Below are 20,016 nucleotides of genomic sequence, written 5' to 3'. Positions count from 1 at the left end.
CGTCGAACTCCCGGCAGTTCCAGGGCAAGCGAGCGACGGTTTGCCTGTGGATTTGCCAACCAAAGGCAGGCTGAAGAGTCAGATGGTCGTTTCGCTTTCACGCCGCGGCGAGGTCGAGCCGTTCCACGCCATGGATATTCTGGCCGAGGCCAACCGGCTGAAGGCGACCGGGATTCCCGTGGTGTCGATGGCGGTCGGCCAGCCGTCGGACCCGGCGCCGGTCGGCGTCCGCGAAGCCGCCGCTCTCGCGCTGAAGCACGGCCGCATCGGCTACACCGATGCTCTTGGCCTGGCGGAGCTGCGCAAGGCAATCGCCGCGCACTATGGCGAGCATTACGGAATCGATGTCGCGCCCGCCCGTATCGCCGTCACAACCGGATCGTCCGCCGCGTTCAACCTGGCTTTCCTGGCGATGTTCGATCCCGGCGACCGCGTCGCCATCGCCGCGCCCGGCTATCCGGCCTACCGCAACATCATGGCCGCGCTTGGCATCGAGATCGTCGAGATCGAGCTTGGCTCGGACGCCTATCTGCATGCCGACCACCTGAAGAGCGCACACCGCGAGAAGCCGTTGAAAGGGGTGCTGTTTGCCAGTCCAGCCAATCCGACCGGCGCGGTCATTCCAGCCGACGAGCTTTCCGCGTTGGTGAAGACCGCAGGCGAGCTTGGCATCGCGGTGATCTCGGACGAAATCTACCACCGGCTGGCCTATGCCGCGCCCGACGTCACTGCACTTGCCTGTGGCGCCGGCGTGACGGTGATCAACTCCTTCTCGAAATACTATTGCATGACCGGCTGGCGCATCGGCTGGATGGTGCTGCCGGACGAACTGGTGCGGCCGGTCGAGCGCATCGCGCAGAGCCTCTACATCTCGCCGCCGGAACTGTCGCAGGTCGCGGCGGTCGAGGCCTTCAATGCCACGCAAGAGCTGGAAGCGGTGAAGGCGCGCTATGCCTGGAACCGCGACCTGCTGATGAAGCGTTTGCCGGAGCTGGGCTTCCCGCTCGCGGCGCCCATGGACGGCGCGTTCTACGCCTTCTGCGATGTCACGCGGCACACCAATGACAGCATGGCCTTCGCGCGCAAGATGCTGGCCGAGGCGCATGTGGCGGCCACGCCCGGCCGTGATTTCGATCCGCTCCAGGGCCATCGCACCATGCGCTTTTCCTATGCCGGCAGCCATGACGACATGGTCGAGGCGCTGGCGCGCATCGAAAGCTGGCTGAAATAGACGCCATGCCCGAGCTTGAACAGGCGCTGGCGGAAGTGGCCGCCGAAATAAACGAGCGCAGCGATCGTGGCGATGTCGCCACCTATATCCCGCAGCTCGGCAAGGTCGATCCGAAGAAATTCGGCATTGCCGCCGTGACCAATGACGGGCGCATCATCCTTGCCGGCGATGCCGATCAGCCCTTTTCGATCCAGAGCGTCTCGAAGGTGTTCACGCTGACCCTGGCGCTGGGCAAGGTCGGCGATGCGTTGTGGCAGCGTGTCGGCCGCGAGCCGTCGGGCAATCCGTTCAACTCGATCGTCCAGCTCGAGCATGAGAGCGGCATTCCGCGCAATCCGTTCATCAACGCCGGCGCCATCGTCGTGTCCGACATCCTGCTTGCCGGGCATCAGCCGCGCGAGGCGATCGGCGAGATCCTGCGCTTCGTCCAGTTCCTGGCCGACGACGACACGATCATCATCGACCGCGAGGTCGCGGCCTCGGAACGCGCTACCGGCTACCGCAACTTCGCTCTGGCCAATTACATGAAGTCCTTTGGCAATCTCGACCACGAGCCGGAACTGGCGCTGGGCGTCTACTTCCATCATTGCGCCATCGCCATGAGCTGCCGACAGCTCGCCATGGCCGGCCGCTTCCTCGCCAATGGCGGTCGGAACCCGGCGACCGGGCTGTCGGTCGTGTCGACCGAGCGTGCGCGCCGCATCGGCGCGCTGATGCTGACCTGCGGCCACTATGACGGCTCCGGCGATTTCGCCTTCCGTGTCGGCATTCCGGGTAAGAGTGGCGTCGGCGGCGGTATTCTTGGCATCGTGCCGGGCGTCGCCTCGCTCGCCGTCTGGTCCCCCGGCCTCAACGAGAACGGCAATTCAAAGCTCGGCTCGATAGCGCTTGAGAAGCTCGCCAGGATGATGAACTGGTCGATCTTCGCGCCTTAGCAGGTGCTGGGGCGCAAGATTGGAAGGCCAGAAAACGAAAATCCCGCGCCGGACGAGCACGGGATCTTCTGTTCAACAGCGAAACCTAATGAGCTGACAGAGCTTAGAAAAAGCCCTTCCGCTGCCACCAGCCGGCACGCTTCGGCTTTTCTTCGGTCTTGGCTTCCTCGCTGACGTTGGACGAAACGACGGGGACAGCCGGCGTGTCGATCGACTGTGGTTTGCGCCGCGTCGGATGGGCATTGACCTGCGCTTCGGCCTCGGTCGGAGCAGCAGCGGCCGCTGTCAGCTCCGGTTCGGCGGCCGCAGGTTCAGCGGGAAGTTCCGCCGCCCGCTGGGGCGCTTTCTCGGAGACGGTTTCCTCGACAGCCTTCTTCGATCGCGGTGCACGGCGAGGCTTCTTCGGCTTCTCCGTTTCCGCGACATCGTCATTGGCGGGCGAGGGCGCGGCCTGCTCTTCGGCTGCAGCGACCGGCGGCGCGCCCTCGGGAGCTTCGACTTCCGCTTCTTCGCCTTCGAGACCATCGCCGGCATCGGCATCGGCAGCGATCTCGCCTTCCTCGCGGCGATTGCGCTTGCCGCCGCGCTTGCCGCGACGGCGCTTCTTGCCCTGCCCCTCTTCAGCTGCTTCCGCCCCGGCCGGTGCTTCAGCCGTTACCTCGGCTGCTGCTTCGCCAGCAATCGTGCCGGCGTCCGCAGGTGCGGGGGCCGAGACGGCATCGCCATGGCCTTGATGCTCGCGGTCGCGATCCTTGCCGCCGCGCCGCCGACGGCGTTTGCGGCGCTTGCGGCCGCCTTCGCCGTCCTCGGACCGCTGCGGATGCTGTCCCTGCTGTGGATGGCGCGGCTGTTCGGCCTGAACCGATACCTCTTCTTCCTCCTCGACGACGATCTCGTCCTCGGGTTCTTCCGGCTCGACATAGGTCGGCAGGCTGCGCACCTCGACGAAGCCTTCCGGCTTCTCAGCCACCGCGCCGCGGAAGATCGCGTAGTGTTGCGCGCCCAGCGTCTCGTCGGCTTCGAGCGTGATGCTCAGGCCGAACCGGGCCTCGAGCTCGACCAGATTGGCGCGCTTGTGGTTGAGCACATAAAGCGCGGTCGCCGCCGGCGTGCGCACTGTGATGTGGCTGCGCGAATCCTTGAGCAGGAATTCCTCGATTGCCCGCACCACCATCAGCGCCACCGAGGAGTCCGATCTCACATGGCCCGTGCCGCCGCAATGCGGGCAGGGCTTCATCGTCGATTCCAGCACGCTGGCACGGATGCGCTGGCGCGACATCTCCATCAGGCCGAAATGCGAGATGCGACCGACCTGGATGCGGGCGCGATCGTTCTTGAGGTGATCCTTCAGCCGCTTCTCGACCGCGCGGTTGTTGCGGTTCTCCTCCATGTCGATGAAGTCGATGACGATCAGGCCGGCAAGGTCGCGCAGCCTGAGCTGCCGCGCGACTTCCTCGGCGGCCTCCAGATTGGTGTGGAGCGCGGTGTCCTCGATCGAATGCTCCTTGGTGGAGCGGCCGGAGTTGACGTCGATCGAGACCAGCGCCTCGGTCTGGTTGATGATGATGTAGCCGCCGCTCTTCAGCGTCACTTGCGGCTGCAGCATCCGGTCGAGCTGCGCCTCGATGCCGTTGCGCACGAAGATCGGCGTGGTGTCCCGGTAGGGCTGAACCACCTTGGCATGGCTCGGCATCAGCATGCGCATGAAGTCCTTGGCCTCGCGGTAGCCGTCCTCGCCGGAGACCAGGATCTCGTCGATATCCTTGTTGTAGAGGTCGCGAACCGAGCGCTTGATCAGGCTGCCTTCCTCATAGACCAGGGCAGGGGCCGTGGACTGCAGCGTGAGGTTGCGGACATTTTCCCAAAGCCGCATCAGATATTCGTAGTCGCGCTTGATCTCGGCCTTGGTGCGGCTTTCGCCGGCGGTGCGCAGGATGACTCCCATGCCCTGCGGCACCTCGAGATCGGCGACGACCTCCTTCAGCCGCTTGCGGTCCTGGGCATTGGTGATCTTGCGCGAGATGCCGCCGCCACGCGCGGTGTTCGGCATCAAGACCGAATAGCGCCCGGCGAGCGACAGATAGGTGGTCAGCGCCGCGCCCTTGTTGCCGCGCTCTTCCTTGACGACTTGGACCAGCAGGATCTGGCGGCGCTTGATGACTTCCTGGATCTTGTACTGGCGGCGCACCGGCTTGCGGCGGTTACGGACCTCTTCAAGCGCATCCTCGGCGCCGACCGATTCGATTTCGTGTTCGTCCGAATGTGCGGACGAAACTTCTTCGAGCATGCCGCGATCATCGTCGCTGGGAGCGGCTTCCTCGGCCGGAGCGACCTCGCTGGTCGATTCGGCCTGCACCGGTTCCGAAATCACATCCGCATCGATGCTCGCGGCGATCGAAGTGGGGCCGCTCTCGGAAGGCTGGCGATTCTCGCTGTCGGTCGCATCGGCGTCTTCGGTGTCGCTGCCGGCTTCGGGGGCCTTGTTCTCCTCTTCGCCGGCTGCCTCGGCTACGGTCTCAACGGTTTCGGAGCCTTCGGTGGCTTCGGTCGAGGTATCGGCCGCATCGCCGGGCTCATCAGCGGAAGCGCTGGAAGCTGCGACCTCATCGGCGCTTTCGCCGCCTTCGTCGGCACCGGCAGCATCGGAACCGCGCTTTTGCTCGGCCCGGTCGCGGTTCTTGCCGCCGCGCCGGCGGTTGCGGCGGCCGCCGCGATCGCGCGCCTGCTGTTCCTCGCCGGTCTCGGCCTCCTCGTCCTCTTCGTCGTCCGCCTCCTGCGCTTCGGCGCGCAGCAGGGCCTGACGGTCGGCTACCGGGATCTGGTAATAGTCGGGGTGAATTTCACTGAAGGCGAGAAAACCGTGACGGTTGCCGCCATATTCGACAAAGGCTGCCTGAAGGGAAGGTTCGACGCGGGTTACGCGGGCGAGATAGATGTTTCCTTTGAGCTGCTTCTTGTCCTGGGATTCAAAGTCGAATTCTTCGATGCGGTTACCGCGAACGACAACAACGCGTGTTTCCTCCGGGTGGGAGGCGTCTATCAGCATCTTGTTGGGCATTATTTCGTTTCCTCCCGGCAGCCATCAGCCGCAGCTGGCGAGGCAGACCCCGCCGCTGTGTGCCTGGATTTGTGTGGCTGCCGGATAATTGAATGTCCGCCGGCCGGAGCTTGAGCGCGATGGCGGTGCCGCCCGCAGCCACAATGGCGCGGTTCGATGCGGACCTTTCCATGATTGCGCTTGAAGCCATCGGCACCCAGCAGAACCTTTTGAACCAAAGCCCGGGCTTGGCCGGACCAGCTTGTTTGCTCGCACAGAGCCGGCGCGGGAGATCCCGGCCGTTTTCATCGCGCAAGCGATTCCCCCGCCACGGGAGCACGCCTGCGAAAATCGTCGCGATCACCTGAAACCCGGAAGCGCCTTGCACATCTTACCCTGGCGGGAAGCTGCAGGGCGGGCGGTTCCGGGATTGCAGTGATCCAATGTCGCTTTTATGATTTGGCGGGGTGGAAGGCAACCCCGATTTCGGATGCCGGCAAAAAGCGCTTCCGCAGGGGAAGGTCGCGCTCCACCTGCTGCATGAAAAGGCTTGGTTAACCTTCTCTGGATACCAATCGTTAATCGGGTTGGCCGCCAGACAGGCCGTTCTGCCAAACAGGCCGGCGCGAGGCGCCTAACGGGGAGCGACTGGAATAGAGATGGGACTGGCAGGCACCGCAGACAAGGAGCGTGGCGCCGCCGGGCATCTGCGGCTCATGGCAAGGGCTGTTTTCCTGCTGGTGATCCTGCTTGGCCTGACCGCCGCCTCGCGGGCCGACGGGTCGCTTGGCGCCACCGGCTACAAGATGGCCGGCGATGCCACCAAGATGCGCATCGTCGTGAGCTTCGACAGAGAACCGGACGTGAAGTGGTTCCTGCTGCGCGGTCCCAGCCGCCTTGTGGTCGATCTGCCGCGCACGCGATTCGCCCTCAACGCCAAGGACGTGAAGCCGCGCGGGCTGGTGCGCGCCGTTCGCTACGGCGATCAGGGCAAAGGCTCGCGGCTGATCCTCACCGGCAAAGGACCGTTTGCCGTCGACAAGCTCGAGGTGCTGAAGAATGACGATGGCAGCGGCTATCGCGTGGCCATCGACATGTCGGCCGCATCGGAAAGGGAATTCGACGAGGCTTTGGCCAACCAATCGCTGACGACCGGCTCGACCGTTTCCACCGATAAGGGCGGCCGTGTCGGGACCGGGCCGATTTCGGCGCCTGGGCACCGCTTCACAGTGGTCATCGATCCGGGTCATGGCGGCGTCGACGGCGGCGCGGAGAGCGCCGGCGGCACGGTCGAGAAGAACGTCACGCTCGCCTTTGCCACAGAATTGCGTGACAAGCTGGCCGCGGTCGGCAGCTATGATGTCTATATGACGCGGGACAGTGACGTATACCTGCCGCTCGACGAGCGCGTGCGCATCGCTCGCCAGCACGAAGCCGATCTGTTGATCTCCATCCATGCCGATACGATCGCAGTGAAGGGACTCCGCGGCGCCACGGTCTACACGCTCTCGGACAAGGCCTCCGATCCCGAGGCACAGGCGCTCGCCGATCGCGAAAACCTGTCCGACCAGTTCGCCGGTCTGAAGATCGAGGACGACAACAAGGAGGTCACCGACATCCTGATCGACCTGATCCGCCGCGAGACCCACGGATTTTCGATGAGCTTTGCGCACACGCTGGTCGGCCAGTTGTCGACCAGCGTCGGTCTGATCAACAATCCGCAGCGCTCGGCCGGCTTCAAGGTGCTGAAGGCGCCCGACGTGCCCTCGGTTCTGGTCGAGCTTGGTTACCTCTCCAACAGCAAGGACGAGGCGCAATTGCTCAGCGCCGACTGGCGCGGCAAGGCGGCTCAGAGCATAACCAATGCCGTTGCCCTGTTTGCCGCAGCGAAAGCGGGAGCCAGGGCCGGGGGCTGACGGGACCCACCTGCCCACAACCTTGAGCCGTCCTACAACCGCAAGCAGCGTTGCGCGACGACAACACGTGGCGTTATTATTTGGCGGACTGAGTTCCTGAAACTTCGTGCTGCCGTATTTTGTCCACATGGTCGCGACAATGGGTTTCCATTGCGGATTGGGACCGCCCCTGAAGCTTGCGCGACTGTCGGCTTCGTTTAGGAAATCCCGAACCTCGGACTGGAGCGGGCATGATTCGTCTCATCGGCTATTTCTTCGGCATCGGCACGACGCTGGCGCTGCTGGTCGCTGCGGGCCTTGCCATCTACATCGGCCATCTGACGAAGGATCTGCCCGACTACGAGGTTCTGGCCAAATATGAGCCGCCGGTGACGACGCGCATCCATGCCTCGGATGGCTCGCTGATGGCCGAATATGCTCGCGAGCGGCGCCTTTATCTGCCGATCCAGGCGATCCCGGACCGCGTCAAGGCAGCCTTCATGTCGGCCGAGGACAAGAACTTCTATAACCATCCGGGCATCGACATCACCGGCCTCGGCCGCGCCATCATCGTCAATCTGCAGAATTTCGGCTCCGGCAGGCGTCAGGTCGGCGCCTCGACGATCACGCAGCAGGTTGCAAAGAACTTCCTGCTGACCTCCGACCAGACCTACGAGCGCAAGATCAAAGAGATGATCCTGGCCTTCCGCATCGAACAGGCCTATTCGAAGGACCGCATCCTCGAGCTCTATCTCAACGAGATCTTCTTCGGCTTCGGCGCCTATGGCGTGGCCGGCGCCGCGCTGACCTATTTCGACAAGTCGGTCAACGAACTCACCGTCGCTGAAGCCGCTTACCTTGCTTCGCTGCCCAAGGGCCCCAACAACTATCATCCCTTCAAGCATGCCGACCGGGCGATCGGGCGCCGCAATTGGGTCATCGATCAGATGGTCGAGAACGGCTACGTCACGCGCGAGGAGGGCGACAAGGCCAAGGCCGAGCCGCTCGGCGTGAAGCCGCGCCGCAACGGCTCCTACCTGTTCGCGGGCGAGTATTTCACCGAGGAGGTGCGCCGCCAGATCATCGCCCGCTACGGCGAGAATGCGCTCTATGAGGGCGGCCTGTCGGTGCGCACCACGCTCGATCCGAAAATCCAGCTCATCGCCCGCAAGGCGATGCAGAACGGATTGCTGAAATACGATACGCTGCGCGGCTATCGCGGACCGGTGACCCATATCGACGTTTCCGGCGACTGGGGCGTGCCGCTCGGCGCGGTCAAGGGGCTGGAGGACGTGCCGGAGTGGACGCTCGCCGTCGTGCTTGACAGTTCTGCCGACGGGCTGACGATCGGCATTCAGCCGGCGCGCCAGGTCTCCGGCGACCTCGTCAAGGACCGCGTCGAGGGAACAGTCAGCAAGGACGACATGGGCTTTGCCATGCGCCATTTCGTCAACGGCAAGTCCGTCCGGGCGAAATCTCCGGCGGAAGTGCTTGAACCCGGCGACGTCATCTTCGTGCAGAAGAACGAGGGATCCGACAACGCCTATAGCCTGCGCCAGGTGCCCGAGGTCGAAGGCGGTCTGGTAGCCATGGACCCGCATACCGGGCGTGTGTTGGCCATGGTCGGCGGCTTCTCCTACGCGCAGTCGGAGTTCAACCGCGCTACCCAGGCGATGCGCCAGCCGGGCTCCTCGTTCAAGCCGATCGTCTATTCGGCGGCGCTCGACAACGGCTACACGCCGGCTTCCGTGATCATGGACGGGCCGATCACCATCCAGAGCGGCAACACGACCTGGACGCCGAAGAACTATGACGGCACGGCCGCCGGCCCGGCCACCTTGCGCTCGGGCATCGAGAAGTCGCGCAACCTGATGACGGTGCGGCTGGCCAACGACATGGGCATGAAGCTGGTCGTCGAATATGCCGAGCGTTTCGGCGTTTACGATCATCTTGCGCCCTATCTGCCGATGGCTCTGGGCTCCGGCGAGACGACGGTCATGCGCATGGTGTCGGCCTATTCGATCATGGCCAATGGCGGCAAGTCGATCAAACCGTCGCTGATCGACCGCATCCAGGATCGCTACGGCAAGACCGTGTTCAAGCAGGACGAACGCGGCTGCGAGGGCTGCAACGCCGCCGAATGGAAGAACCAACCCGAGCCGGAACTGGTCGACAATTCCGAGCAGGTGCTCGATCCGATGACCGCCTACCAGATCACCTCCATGATGGAGGGCGTGGTGCAGCGCGGCACCGGCGCCACCATCGCCGAGCTCGGCCGCCATATCGCCGGCAAGACCGGAACCACCAATGACGAGAAGGACGCCTGGTTCATCGGCTTCACGCCGAACCTCGTCGTCGGCCTCTATATGGGCTACGATACGCCGCGCGGCCTGGGCAAGGGGGCCACGGGTGGTGGCCTCGCCGCGCCGATCTTCAAGGACTTCATGCGCGTCGCGCTCGACGGCACGCCCAATGTCGACTTCCAGGTTCCGGAAGGCATGAAGCTGATCGCCATCAACCGCAAGACCGGCATGCGCGCGGCCGAAGGCGACCCCAACACCATCATCGAGGCGTTCAAGCCCGGCACCGGCCCGGCCGACAGCTATTGGGTCATCGGCATGGGCGCGGACGGCTCCAATGGTGCCGGCGGCGCGCTGTCGCCGCAGGCCAATCAGGCCATCCAGGACGGTGGCGGCGGCCTTTACTGACTTCCCCAGGTTTTGAATGGGCCGGCAGCTCAACGCCGGCCCATTTCGCTTTACAGGCGGCGGTGCCGTGCCTATGTATCGCGCCGATTCCGAAAAAAACGACAAGTACAGGACAGAACGAAGAGCCATGCGCGCGGAAACGCAGAACATTGTCGACGAGATCAGGCAGGCGATAACCCTGCTGAGGAGGCATCTTTGACTGGGATCCGGCCCTCAAGCGGCTTGAATATCTGAACTCGCGCGCGGAGGATTCCGGCCTCTGGAACGACCCCGCGGAAGCGCAGAAGCTGATGCGGGAGCGCCAGAGCCTCGATGAGGGGATCGCGGCGGTCAAAGGGCTGACCCAGGCGCTCGAGGACAATATCGGCCTGATCGAACTCGGCGAGGAAGAGGGCGACGAGGGCGTCGTCGCCGAAGCCGAAGCGGCGCTGCGTTCGATGCAGGGCGAGGCCAAGGCCCGTCAGGTCGAGACCCTGCTGTCGGGCGAGGCGGACGCCAACGACACCTATCTTGAAATCCATGCCGGCGCCGGCGGCACCGAGAGCCAGGACTGGGCGTCGATGCTCTTGCGCATGTACACGCGCTGGGCCGAGCGGCGCCGCTTCAAGGTTGAGGTGCTGGAAGTCCATGAAGGCGAAGAGGCCGGCATCAAGTCGGCCACTGTGCTCATCAAGGGGCACAACGCCTATGGCTGGCTGAAGACGGAATCTGGCGTTCACCGCCTGGTGCGCATCTCGCCCTACGACAGCAATGCGCGCCGCCACACCTCCTTCGCCAGCGTCTGGGTCTATCCCGTCATCGACGACACGATCGAGATCAACGTTTCGGAATCCGACGTGCGCATCGACACCTACCGTTCATCCGGGTCGGGCGGCCAGCACGTCAACACCACCGACTCGGCGGTGCGTATCACCCACCTCGCGACCGGCATCGCAGTTGCTTGCCAAGCCGAACGCTCGCAGCACAAGAACCGGGCCAAGGCCTGGGAGATGCTGCGCTCGCGGCTCTACGAGGAAGAGCTGAAAAAGCGCGAGGCCGTGGCGAACGCCACCGAGGCGTCGAAGAGCGATATCGGCTGGGGCCACCAGATCCGTTCTTACGTCCTCCAACCCTATCAGCTGGTGAAGGATCTGCGCACCGGCGTCGAAAACACCAACCCGTCAAGCGTGCTCGACGGCGATCTCGACGAATTCATGGAGGCCTCGCTGTCGCATCGCATCGAGGGCGGTGCAGGTGAGGCGATGGCGGACCTCGACTAGGTATTCCGAAAACTTTCCGCCGGGTGGCGGCTGGCAGGGGGTGAGACCTTGGCAGATCCGGAAAAGGCAGGTGCTCGTACGCTTGCCGGGCAATGCTTCTGCGGCACCGTCCGCTACGAGGTGACCGATGAATTCGCCTACGCGGTGAATTGCCATTGCTCGAACTGCCGCCGTACCACAGGGTCGGCTTTCAAGCCCATTGCCGGCATCGCGCGCGACAAGTTCATCTCACCGCGGGCGACGACAGGCTGCTGATCTATGGCGATGCCGGCGGCCACGACGCGCATTGCGGGCAGTGCGGCTCCTTGCTCTACTCCTTGGTGCGCGCGGGTGCCTACGTGCATGTTGCCATGGGGACGCTTATGGACAATCCGGGCATTCGCCCAAATGCACATATCTTCGTCGGTTCCAAGGCGCCATGGTTCACGATTACGGACGACCTGCCGCAATATCGTGAACATGTCACCGGCTGACGGCCGGAACTTCCGTCGGCAGAATTTCGTTCTTAGGCACCCTGGTCGCAGGCTTGTCGTAGTTATTGTTAACCAAGTCGGCGCACCCTTTGCTGCGGCCGCTGCTGAACCCCGGTGCGATTCCGAGGGCACGCCCGGTTCTTGCGCCGGCCAAGGAATCAGCCCAGCATTCGGCTGGGTATAGAAGCATGTATGGCCGGACGCGGCATATCTGCGACTGACGATCCGGCCACTGGGAAGACACGTTCCGGGAACGGGCAAGCGACAAAACGCTTGATGCTCGAAAGGAACGCTTCGATGTCTGCTGCCAAGTCAAGATCGGCCCGAGCCGTTCGCCCGGCCGGCCGGCTCCTGTTTTCCCTGTTCGCCACCTTCGGGACCATGATGCTGACCGCTACTGCCGTCGCGCACGACGCCAAACCTACGGCGATGCTTCCGCAAGCCTGGAGCTATCCCTTTGCCTGCTGCGCCAACTACGACTGCAAGGAGGTGCCACAGACATCGATCGGCGAGCGGCCGGAAGGCTATGTGATAAAAGGCACGGGCGAGGTGGTCGCCTACAGCGACAAGCGGGTCAAGGATTCGCCTGATGGCGAATATCACTGGTGCGCGCACCAGGCCGGATTGGACGCCGGCAAGACCATCTGCCTGTTCGTGCCGCCGCCCTCTTACTAGGATTGCCGCGGCCAGGCAGTGCCATGTGAGCTCTCGACCGGGCGCTGCCGCGCCTGCTGACGAACGGTTGTCAGGACCACTTGTTTATGTTGCCTTGCTGCCACGGAAGTTCCGCGGCGTCTTCCGCACGGAACTGTGCGGGGGGCGGCGGACAACGGAGAGATCCATGATCATCAAGGGAAGCTGCCACTGCAAGGCCACGACTTTCGAAGTCTCCGAGGCGCCGCAGACGGTGACGCAATGCACGTGCTCATTCTGCTCCAAGCGCGGGTCGCTCTGGGCCTATTACGTCCCGTCGCAATTCAAGCTCACCAGCCCGCCTGAGAACGTCTCCTTCTACCGCTGGGGCTCGAAAACCATAAAGCATGGTTTCTGCTCGACCTGCGGCTGCGGCACCTTCACCGAAACGCCGGACTGGTCGACGGGCCAGCCCGACTTCGACAACCCGAGGATCAGCGTCAACTCTCGCCTGTTCGACGACTTCGACCTGGACAGGGTCGAAGTGGTGGTGATCGACGGCAAGAACCTCTGGTAGCTTTGCCGTTCCGCTTTTTGCCGCAATTCATGGTACAACGCGTGCGGAAGGGCTGATTTGGCGCGGCTGCAACGGCCGCGATTTGGAGAGGGACAATCTTATGAAGAAGACCGTGCTCGTCGTCGTGGCGACGGCTGTGCTCGTGAGCGCCTGCACCACCACCGATCCGTATACCGGCGACCAGAAGATCTCCAACACCGCGGCCGGCGCCGGCCTTGGCGCTTTGGCGGGTGCCAGCCTTGGTCTGCTGGCCGGCGGCAACGACCGCCGCAACGCGCTGATCGGTGCGGGCATCGGCGCCCTTGCCGGCGGCGCGATCGGCGCGACGATGGACCAGAACGAGGCTGAGCTTCGCCGTCAGTTGCAGGGCACCGGCGTCAGCGTCACCCGCAGCGGCGACCAGATCATTCTCAACATGCCGTCCGACATCACCTTCAACGTCGACCAGGACGCGGTGAAGCCGGGCTTCTACCCGGTGCTGAACTCGGTGGCGCTGGTGCTAAACAAGTTCCGCCAGACGACCGTCGACGTCTTCGGCCACACCGACTCGACCGGCGGCGACGAGCACAATTTCGACCTGTCGCAGCGCCGTGCGCTGGCCGTCGCCAACTACCTGTCGGGCCAGGGCGTCGATTCCCGCCGCTTCGCCGTCACCGGCTTCGGCAAGACACGTCCGGTTGCTTCCAACGCGACGGCTGCCGGTCGCGCCCAGAACCGTCGCGTCGAGATCCAGCTGTCGCCGCTGACCTGATAGAAGCTGCTGCCAGGAGAACTACTCTACTATGCAAAACGGCCCCGCGAGGGCCGTTTTGTTTTTGACCTCGAGATGGGAAAAGGCATCGGGGCCTTAGCTAGTTCTAATTGATGCCTTTCCATCGCCTTGGAAAGGACTAGCATCGACGCTGTCCAGCGGGGACGAGGCGGTACAACCGGCCGCGCAATCAGCATTTTTCCGCCTCGGTCTTGCACGGCCAGTTCAAGAATCTGGGAGGAATGCATGACAAGAACGACTCGCCTTGGGCGCTGCGGCGTCCTCGTTTTAACTGGGCTCTTGGGCGCATGGGTTGGAGCCGACACGGCCCGAGCCGAAGACGCCAACAAGGCCGACATCGAAGCTCTGAAAAAATCGCTGGCCAAATATGAGGACTACACGGCCGCCGTTCGCGACCTCTATCTGTCGACCGTCGGCTGCGTCTATTACTCGGGCGAGAAGATTCCGGGCACGATGGAATATCCGAAGGGCGCCATGGGCATCCATTTCGTCAACGTTCCGAGCGTCGGCCAGAAGCTCGACCCGATGAAGCCCAACGTGCTCATTTACGAACCGACCAAGAAAGGCTTGAAGCTGGTCGCCGTAGAATGGCTGGTGCCCTTGACGCCGGATGTCAAGGAACCACCGAGCCTATTCGGCCAGAAATTCATGGGTCCGATGGAGGGGCATTATCCGCTCATCCCGAAGGAGTTCGTCCATTACGATCTTCACGCCTGGCTGTTCAGGGACAATCCGAACGGCATGTTCAGCCCGACGAATCCGAAGGTGAAATGCAGCGACGCCGAGTTCCCGATGCTGGAGAAGCCGACCAAGATGATGCCCGGCCCGATGTAAGCGGCAGCAGGACAATCCCGGCAAAGCGCTTGTATCCTTCGAAACGGCAGTAGAGGAACGGCCCCATTCGGGGCCGCCTCGTTGTTGCCGACGCGGTATTGAGGTCAGACCTTCGCGACGATGCGCATGAAGGCGGGCACGTCATCGCCGAAGCCGACGGTCGCGTCGTCCTCTTCATGGCGGTGGCGGCCAGGGCGGCTGTGGTCGCGCTGAGGACGGGAAGCCCCGCGCTGCTCGTTGCGGTTGTCGGAACCCTTGCGGTCGTTCTCGGAACGGATCGCATCCTTGCGGGCGCGGCGCTCGGCAATATCGGCAATCTCGGCCACCGGCTGCTCTTCGCGTGGTGTCTCCGGCGTCTCGTCGTCGCTGTGCCTGGCGTGGCGGTCCGCGCTTTTCTTGCGCTCGCCACGGCTCTTGCGGTCCTCGTCCTTGCGACCGGCGCGCCGCGGCGCGCCGCGGCCACGGCGAGGCGCTTCTTCGCCTTCGCTCTCGGCGACCGTTGACAGGTCGCCGTCATGCCATTCGATCTTGGTGCCAATCAGCTTTTCGATGGCGTCGACATATTTGGTGTCGGAGCGCGTCGCGATGGTGAAGGATTTTCCGGAGCGGCCGGCCCGGCCGGTGCGCCCGATACGGTGGACATAATCCTCTGCATGGATCGGCACGTCGTAGTTGAAGACGTGGCTGACGTCTGGAATATCGAGGCCGCGGGCGGCGACGTCCGAGGCGACGAGGTAACGCAGCTTGCCATCGCGGAAATTGGCAAGCATCTGCATGCGGGCGCGCTGATCCATGTCGCCATGCAGCGCGCCGGCGTCGAAATCATGCTTCAGCAGCGAGCGGAAAAGCTCCGACACTTCGACCTTGCGGTTGCAGAAGATGATGGCGTTCTTCAGATCGGACTCTTCGGCCCGCATGAGATTGCGAAGCGTCTCGCGCTTGTCCCACGGCTTGGAGCCTGACTTCACCAGGCGCTGCGTGATGCTGGTCGCGGTGGAAGCGGCTCTGGATACCTCGACGCGCACCGGCGCATGCAGGAATTTCTCGGTGAGCTTGGTGATTTCCGGCGGCATGGTCGCCGAGAAGAACAAGGTCTGGCGCGTGAACGGGATCATCTCGCAGATGCGCTCGATATCCGGGATGAAGCCCATATCGAGCATACGGTCGGCCTCGTCGATGACGAGGATCTCGACGCCGTTGAGCAAGAGCTTGCCGCGCTCGCGGTGGTCGAGCAGCCGGCCGGGCGTGGCGATCAGCACATCGGCGCCGCGCTCCAGCTTCTTGTCCTGCTCCTCGAAGGAGACGCCGCCGATCAGCAGCGCGATGTTGAGCTTGTGGTTCTTGCCGTATTTGACGAAGTTTTCCTCGACCTGGGCGGCGAGCTCGCGTGTCGGCTCGAGGATCAGCGTGCGCGGCATGCGGGCACGCGCACGGCCCTTTTCCAGCCGGGTCAGCATCGGCAGCACGAAGGAAGCGGTCTTGCCGGTGCCTGTCTGGGCAATGCCCAACACATCCTTGCCAAGCAGCGCATGCGGAATGGCGCCGGACTGGATCGGGGTAGGCTTGGTGTAGCCGGCATCGGTGACTGCGGAGAGGACCTTCGGCGACAGGCCGAGGTCTGTGAACGTCAACGCTTCTTGAGCGGTCTGAGTGTCTGCGGACAAGTTGTGGCTGTCTTTGGCTGGTTCGGGAAAAATCGCAACACGCGTTGCGGCGGGCGCCGCGCGCCTGCAAGATCGGGTTGCAGTTAGGCGCAAGTCCGCGATTTGTCAACAGAAACGGCCGGGAATCCGGCGGATTGTGAACACGTAACCTTAATTGCGATGCTTAATCGGGGTTATTGTCTTCTACCGGCTCAATAGCGGAATTGCTCGGCAAGAATACGCTCGTTCCATGAATGATTGGGATCGAACAGCAACGTCGCCGTCGCGGTCGGCGATTCCCGCACCGTGACAGAGGCGATCGCCTTGACCTCGGTGTGGTCGGCGGCTGCGTTTACCGGGCGCTTTTCCGACTCCAATATGTCGAAGCGCACGATCGCTTTGTTGGAGAGCAGCGCGCCGCGCCAGCGCCGGGGCCGGAAGGGACTCACCGGCGTCAGCGCCAAAAGCGGCGCGTCGAGCGGAAGGATCGGTCCGTGCGCCGACAGATTGTAGGCTGTCGAACCAGCGGGCGTCGCGATCATGACGCCGTCGCAGTTCAATTCCTCCAGCCGCACCTGCTCGTCGACGGTGATGCGTATTTTCGCCGTCTGATAGGACTGGCGCCAAAGCGCCACTTCGTTGATCGCCAGCGCCGAGATCGTTTCGCCCTCGTGAGTCACCGCCTGCATTTCCAGTGGGCGGATCGTCTCGGATACCGCTTTCGAAATGCGTTCATCGAGACCGCCGGCGCGATATTCGTTCATCAGGAAGCCGATGGTGCCACGGTTCATCCCGTAGACCTTCTTGCCCGTGCTCATCGTGTCGCGCAGCGTCTGCAGCAGGAAGCCGTCACCGCCGAGCGCGATGATGATCTCCGCCTCGGCGACTGGTATTTGCCCATAGCGCGCCGACAAGGTTTCCAGCGCCGCGCGGGCGTCGTCGGTGTCGGAAGAGACGAAGGCGAAACGGCTGGTTTCTTTGCTCATGGATCCCGAACGGCGACCGCTACCGCCTGCCGGTCGCGCAGGCGACGGCGTAGCATGCGCCGACCGCATCTGCAAAGGGCGGTGCGCGCCGCCAGGCGGATAGGCGTTGGCGCTCGCGCTTCGTGACAGCCATGCAACGAATGTGATGGCTGCAAATGGTTAAGACCAGGCTTAAACACTCGTAAAGCCGGATCGATCATGTTAGCCGGCAGTGGATGGGTTGGCGGGGGCTGGCCAGTCGAGAGACCTGTCTATTGCCGGTGACGCGTCTGATAATAGTCTTCCTGATGATGGGAAGTTTCGCCCTCATGTTCGCCGAGCTTGTGCGCCACTCGGAGGAGATGAGCCAGCGGCCGCATCCGACGGCCTCCCGCTGCGGCGACGCCGCCGGGATGCCCTGTCCGCAAAGGGCGCTTTAGAGCGCTAGCGGTTCTGCAGCAGGTGACAGCCCGCCTGGCGCTTCTGCGAAAGATACTCGTCGATCACCTGGCGGTAGCACACCTTGCCGAAGCTCGGGAAATGACCGCCATGCACAACCGAGACGTCGAGGTCGCGCATGGCAAGCAGCGTTTCGACATAGTCGCCAATATCGGAGTGGTAGACGTCGTCGATCAGCGGCCCGTCATAGACGATGTCGCCGGACAAGAGGATGCGGGTCTTTCGCTCGTAGAGCGCGATGCCGCCGGGTGAGTGGCCAGGCGTGTGGATGACCTCGAAGGCACGATCGCCGAGATCGACAACGTCGCCATGCTCAAGCAGCCGGTTGGCCGGCGCAGGCGGGATGCGGTAGCTGGCCGTATCCCATCCGTCGGGCATGCCGTCGAACATCTCGTCTGTCGCGTAGCGGTCGGCGACCGTCCACTCGTTGCGCGGATCCGCGAGGATCTGGGCTTCAGCCGAATGCACGCAGCGATCCGGAAATTCGTGGTGGCAGCCGATGTGGTCGAAATGCGTGTGGCTGGCGACGCAGACAAGCTTGCGTTCGGTGACCAGCGGCACATGGCGCCGCAGGCTGACATGGCCGAGGCCGGTATCGAACAAAAGATCGCGGTCGCGGCCGCGCACATGCCAGATGTTGCAGCGGAAGAACGGCTTTATCCATGGCTCATGGATGAGCGTGACGTCGTCGCCCATGCGGATGGCCTCGTACCAGTCCGGAGCCTCGATGACCGGAAGCATGCTCATTGGATCAGTCCGCCAGCAGGATGATGTCTTGAGCATTGCATGAAACCGCGACCGTGTCGCCGGCCTGGACGGTCGCGGGAGCTGGTGCCTTGGCGATGAACTGCAATGTAGGATCCTGCGCCGAGGTGGCGAGCACCCGCTTGAAGCTCCCTTGGAAAACGACGTCGCTCACTTTGGCGGTGCCGAGCGCGACGTCGCCTTTCGCTCCCGCAAGGATGAGGTGCTCGGGCCGGATGGCAAGCGCCACAGCCGCGCCAGCCGGCGCAGTGCCGGGCAGCGAGATCGGCCCGAGCCTGGTCGCGACTTCGACGCGTCCATCCTGCGTTTCGCCGGCTTTGCCTGCGAGAATCGTGCTTTCGCCCATGAAGGTCGCCGAGAAGCGAGTCTTCGGCCGCGCATAGACCCGCTCGGGCGCGCCTTCGTCCTCGATGCGCCCATCATTCATCACCACGCAATGGTCGGCCAGCGCCATCGCTTCTTCCTGGTCGTGCGTGACATGGACGAAAGCGGTGCCGACCCGCTTCTGGATCGCTTTCAACTCGTCCTGCATCTGCCGGCGCAGCTTAAGATCCAGCGCGCCGAGCGGCTCGTCGAGCAACAGCACCGCCGGCTCGATGACCAGCGCGCGCGCCAGCGCGACGCGCTGGCGCTGGCCACCGGAGAGCTGGTGCGGCTTCTTGTCGGAGGAGTCTGCAAGCCCGACGAGGGCGAGCGCTTCGCGTGCCTTTGCCGTCCGCGTCGCGCCATCGACGCCCTGCATGCGCAGCCCGAAGCCGACATTCTTACCGACGCTCATATGCGGGAACAGCGCGTAGTCCTGGAAGACGGTCGTCGTCGGGCGCTTGGCCGGCGGCACGGCGGTGCAATCCGCGCCGCGAATGAACACCTCGCCTTCGCTGGGGGTGACGAAGCCGCCAAGGATCGAAAGCAGCGTCGTCTTGCCGGAGCCGGACGGGCCGAGGAGGATCGTATAGCTGCCGGGCTCGATCGCGAGCGAGACGTTCTTCAAAACGCGAAGGTGGCCGAAACGATGCGAGACGTTGCGGATGTCGACCAAAGGGGTGGTCATGCCGGCTTTCTCCGCACCAGGGTCAATTCGAACAGCACCACGAGCACAATGGAAACCGCAAAGACCAGCGAGCCGACGGCATTGGTCTTGGGATTGAGGCCGGAGCGCAAGAGGTTCCAGATCTCGACCGGGAGCGTCGTCTCGAATCGGGTGAGCAGGAAGGAGATGACGAACTCGTCCCAGGAGAAGGTCATCGACAGGAAGAAGCCGGCGAAGATCGCCGGCGCCATGACCGGCACCGTGATCATCAGCAGCACCTTCCATTCGGGAGCGCCGAGGTCGCGCGCGGCGCGCTCGATGTTGATCTGGTGGTCGCCCATCTGGCTGTAGATGATGGCGAAGCAGAGCGGCAGGTTGATCACCACATGGCCGATGCCGGCGGCGATGAGCGATTTCGGCACGCCGGCCCAGTTGAACAGCACCAGCAGCCCCATGCCGATGATCAGATAGCTGACGGTGAGCGGCAGCGTGATCAGCCCGCGCAGCAGGGCCGAGCCCGGCAGCACGAAGCGCGCGAAACCCCAGGCGGAAAGGAAGCCGAGCGTGACGGATGCGAGCGAGGACAGCACCGCCACCAGCAGCGAATTGACCAGCGCGGAGGTGAGGCGTGCATCGGACAGCACCGCCTGGTACCAGCGCAGCGACGGGCCGGTGAAAGGCGGGATGGGGAAAGAGGTCGCCTGCAGCGAGAACAGTATCAGCACGACCACCGGCAGGAAGATGAAGCCGTAGACGGCGATCGCGTAGAGCCAGGCAGCGAGGCGGACGGCAGCACGCAT

General features: G+C 63.7%; 16 protein-coding genes and 1 pseudogene. 11 read left to right on the top strand and 6 right to left on the bottom strand.

What is annotated here, in order from left to right; genetic code table 11:
• Positions 1 to 82: 82 nt before the first annotated feature.
• Both A9K66_RS07200 and A9K66_RS07195 read left to right on the top strand, forming a co-directional pair.
• Positions 83 to 1,231, top strand: a complete 1,149-nt coding sequence (locus tag A9K66_RS07200) for an aminotransferase class I/II-fold pyridoxal phosphate-dependent enzyme (protein ID WP_067321580.1) — start codon at positions 83 to 85, stop codon at positions 1,229 to 1,231.
• 5 nt (positions 1,232 to 1,236) lie between these two features.
• Complete coding sequence (locus A9K66_RS07195) at positions 1,237 to 2,166, top strand: glutaminase (RefSeq protein WP_067321579.1); 930 nt, start codon at positions 1,237 to 1,239, stop codon at positions 2,164 to 2,166.
• A 103-nt stretch (positions 2,167 to 2,269) separates the two neighbouring features.
• Here A9K66_RS07195 and A9K66_RS07190 read toward each other — a convergent pair whose 3' ends face one another.
• Complete coding sequence (locus A9K66_RS07190) at positions 2,270 to 5,224, bottom strand: Rne/Rng family ribonuclease (RefSeq protein ID WP_067321577.1); 2,955 nt, start codon at positions 5,222 to 5,224, stop codon at positions 2,270 to 2,272.
• 92 nt (positions 5,225 to 5,316) lie between these two features.
• Here A9K66_RS07190 and A9K66_RS07185 point away from each other — a divergent pair, with 92 nt between their 5' ends.
• The 9 genes and pseudogenes from A9K66_RS07185 to A9K66_RS07140 all read left to right on the top strand — a co-directional run bounded on the left by A9K66_RS07185 (position 5,317) and on the right by A9K66_RS07140 (position 14,354).
• A complete protein-coding gene (locus A9K66_RS07185) occupies positions 5,317 to 5,571 on the top strand; it encodes a hypothetical protein (RefSeq protein ID WP_067321574.1) in 255 nt (84 codons plus the stop codon).
• A gap of 291 nt (positions 5,572 to 5,862) precedes the next feature.
• Positions 5,863 to 7,119, top strand: coding sequence for an N-acetylmuramoyl-L-alanine amidase (locus A9K66_RS07180; RefSeq protein ID WP_067321571.1), 1,257 nt, complete (start codon positions 5,863 to 5,865; stop codon positions 7,117 to 7,119).
• Positions 7,120 to 7,349: 230 nt separating this feature from the next.
• Positions 7,350 to 9,806: a penicillin-binding protein 1A gene (locus A9K66_RS07175; protein WP_067321568.1), complete on the top strand. Its 2,457-nt coding sequence runs from the start codon at positions 7,350 to 7,352 to the stop codon at positions 9,804 to 9,806.
• Positions 9,807 to 9,933: 127 nt separating this feature from the next.
• Positions 9,934 to 11,065 (top strand): peptide chain release factor 2 gene (prfB, locus tag A9K66_RS07165; protein WP_156751028.1). Its coding sequence is split into 2 segments (ribosomal slippage): positions 9,934 to 9,999 and positions 10,001 to 11,065, totalling 1,131 coding nucleotides; the frame shifts between segments, so codons are not numbered across the junction.
• A gap of 48 nt (positions 11,066 to 11,113) precedes the next feature.
• Positions 11,114 to 11,538: pseudogene (locus A9K66_RS07160) on the top strand (GFA family protein).
• 297 nt (positions 11,539 to 11,835) lie between these two features.
• Positions 11,836 to 12,213, top strand: a complete 378-nt coding sequence (locus A9K66_RS07155) for a hypothetical protein (RefSeq protein WP_067321646.1) — start codon at positions 11,836 to 11,838, stop codon at positions 12,211 to 12,213.
• 166 nt (positions 12,214 to 12,379) lie between these two features.
• Positions 12,380 to 12,748: a GFA family protein gene (locus A9K66_RS07150; protein ID WP_067321559.1), complete on the top strand. Its 369-nt coding sequence runs from the start codon at positions 12,380 to 12,382 to the stop codon at positions 12,746 to 12,748.
• A gap of 100 nt (positions 12,749 to 12,848) precedes the next feature.
• On the top strand, positions 12,849 to 13,499 hold the full coding sequence (locus tag A9K66_RS07145) for an OmpA family protein (protein ID WP_059184805.1): 651 nt from the start codon (positions 12,849 to 12,851) through the stop codon (positions 13,497 to 13,499).
• Between the two features lie 246 nt (positions 13,500 to 13,745).
• On the top strand, positions 13,746 to 14,354 hold the full coding sequence (locus tag A9K66_RS07140; protein WP_067321556.1) for a hypothetical protein: 609 nt from the start codon (positions 13,746 to 13,748) through the stop codon (positions 14,352 to 14,354).
• Between the two features lie 104 nt (positions 14,355 to 14,458).
• Here the strand turns inward: A9K66_RS07140 and A9K66_RS07135 are convergent, their stop codons facing one another.
• From A9K66_RS07135 to A9K66_RS07110, 5 genes are all read right to left on the bottom strand, one after another.
• Complete coding sequence (locus A9K66_RS07135; RefSeq protein WP_067321553.1) at positions 14,459 to 16,018, bottom strand: DEAD/DEAH box helicase; 1,560 nt, start codon at positions 16,016 to 16,018, stop codon at positions 14,459 to 14,461.
• A gap of 191 nt (positions 16,019 to 16,209) precedes the next feature.
• Complete coding sequence (locus A9K66_RS07130) at positions 16,210 to 16,983, bottom strand: NAD kinase (protein ID WP_067321550.1); 774 nt, start codon at positions 16,981 to 16,983, stop codon at positions 16,210 to 16,212.
• Positions 16,984 to 17,406: 423 nt separating this feature from the next.
• The gene (locus A9K66_RS07120) at positions 17,407 to 18,168 is read right to left on the bottom strand and encodes an MBL fold metallo-hydrolase (protein ID WP_067321544.1); all 762 of its coding nucleotides are present in this window, start codon (positions 18,166 to 18,168) and stop codon (positions 17,407 to 17,409) included.
• 4 nt (positions 18,169 to 18,172) lie between these two features.
• Positions 18,173 to 19,237 (bottom strand): ABC transporter ATP-binding protein, encoded by a 1,065-nt coding sequence (locus A9K66_RS07115; protein WP_067321540.1) that lies wholly within the window; start codon positions 19,235 to 19,237, stop codon positions 18,173 to 18,175.
• Positions 19,234 to 20,016 carry an ABC transporter permease gene (locus tag A9K66_RS07110; protein WP_067321537.1) on the bottom strand — a complete coding sequence of 261 codons (783 nt, stop codon included), beginning with the start codon at positions 20,014 to 20,016 and terminating at the stop codon, positions 19,234 to 19,236. The genes A9K66_RS07115 and A9K66_RS07110 overlap by 4 nt, the downstream gene beginning before the upstream one ends.

The organism is Mesorhizobium sp. AA23, assembly GCF_001672435.1.
Classification (GTDB): Bacteria; Pseudomonadota; Alphaproteobacteria; order Rhizobiales; family Rhizobiaceae; genus Mesorhizobium.
This window is presented reverse-complemented; position numbering and strand designations above follow the sequence as displayed.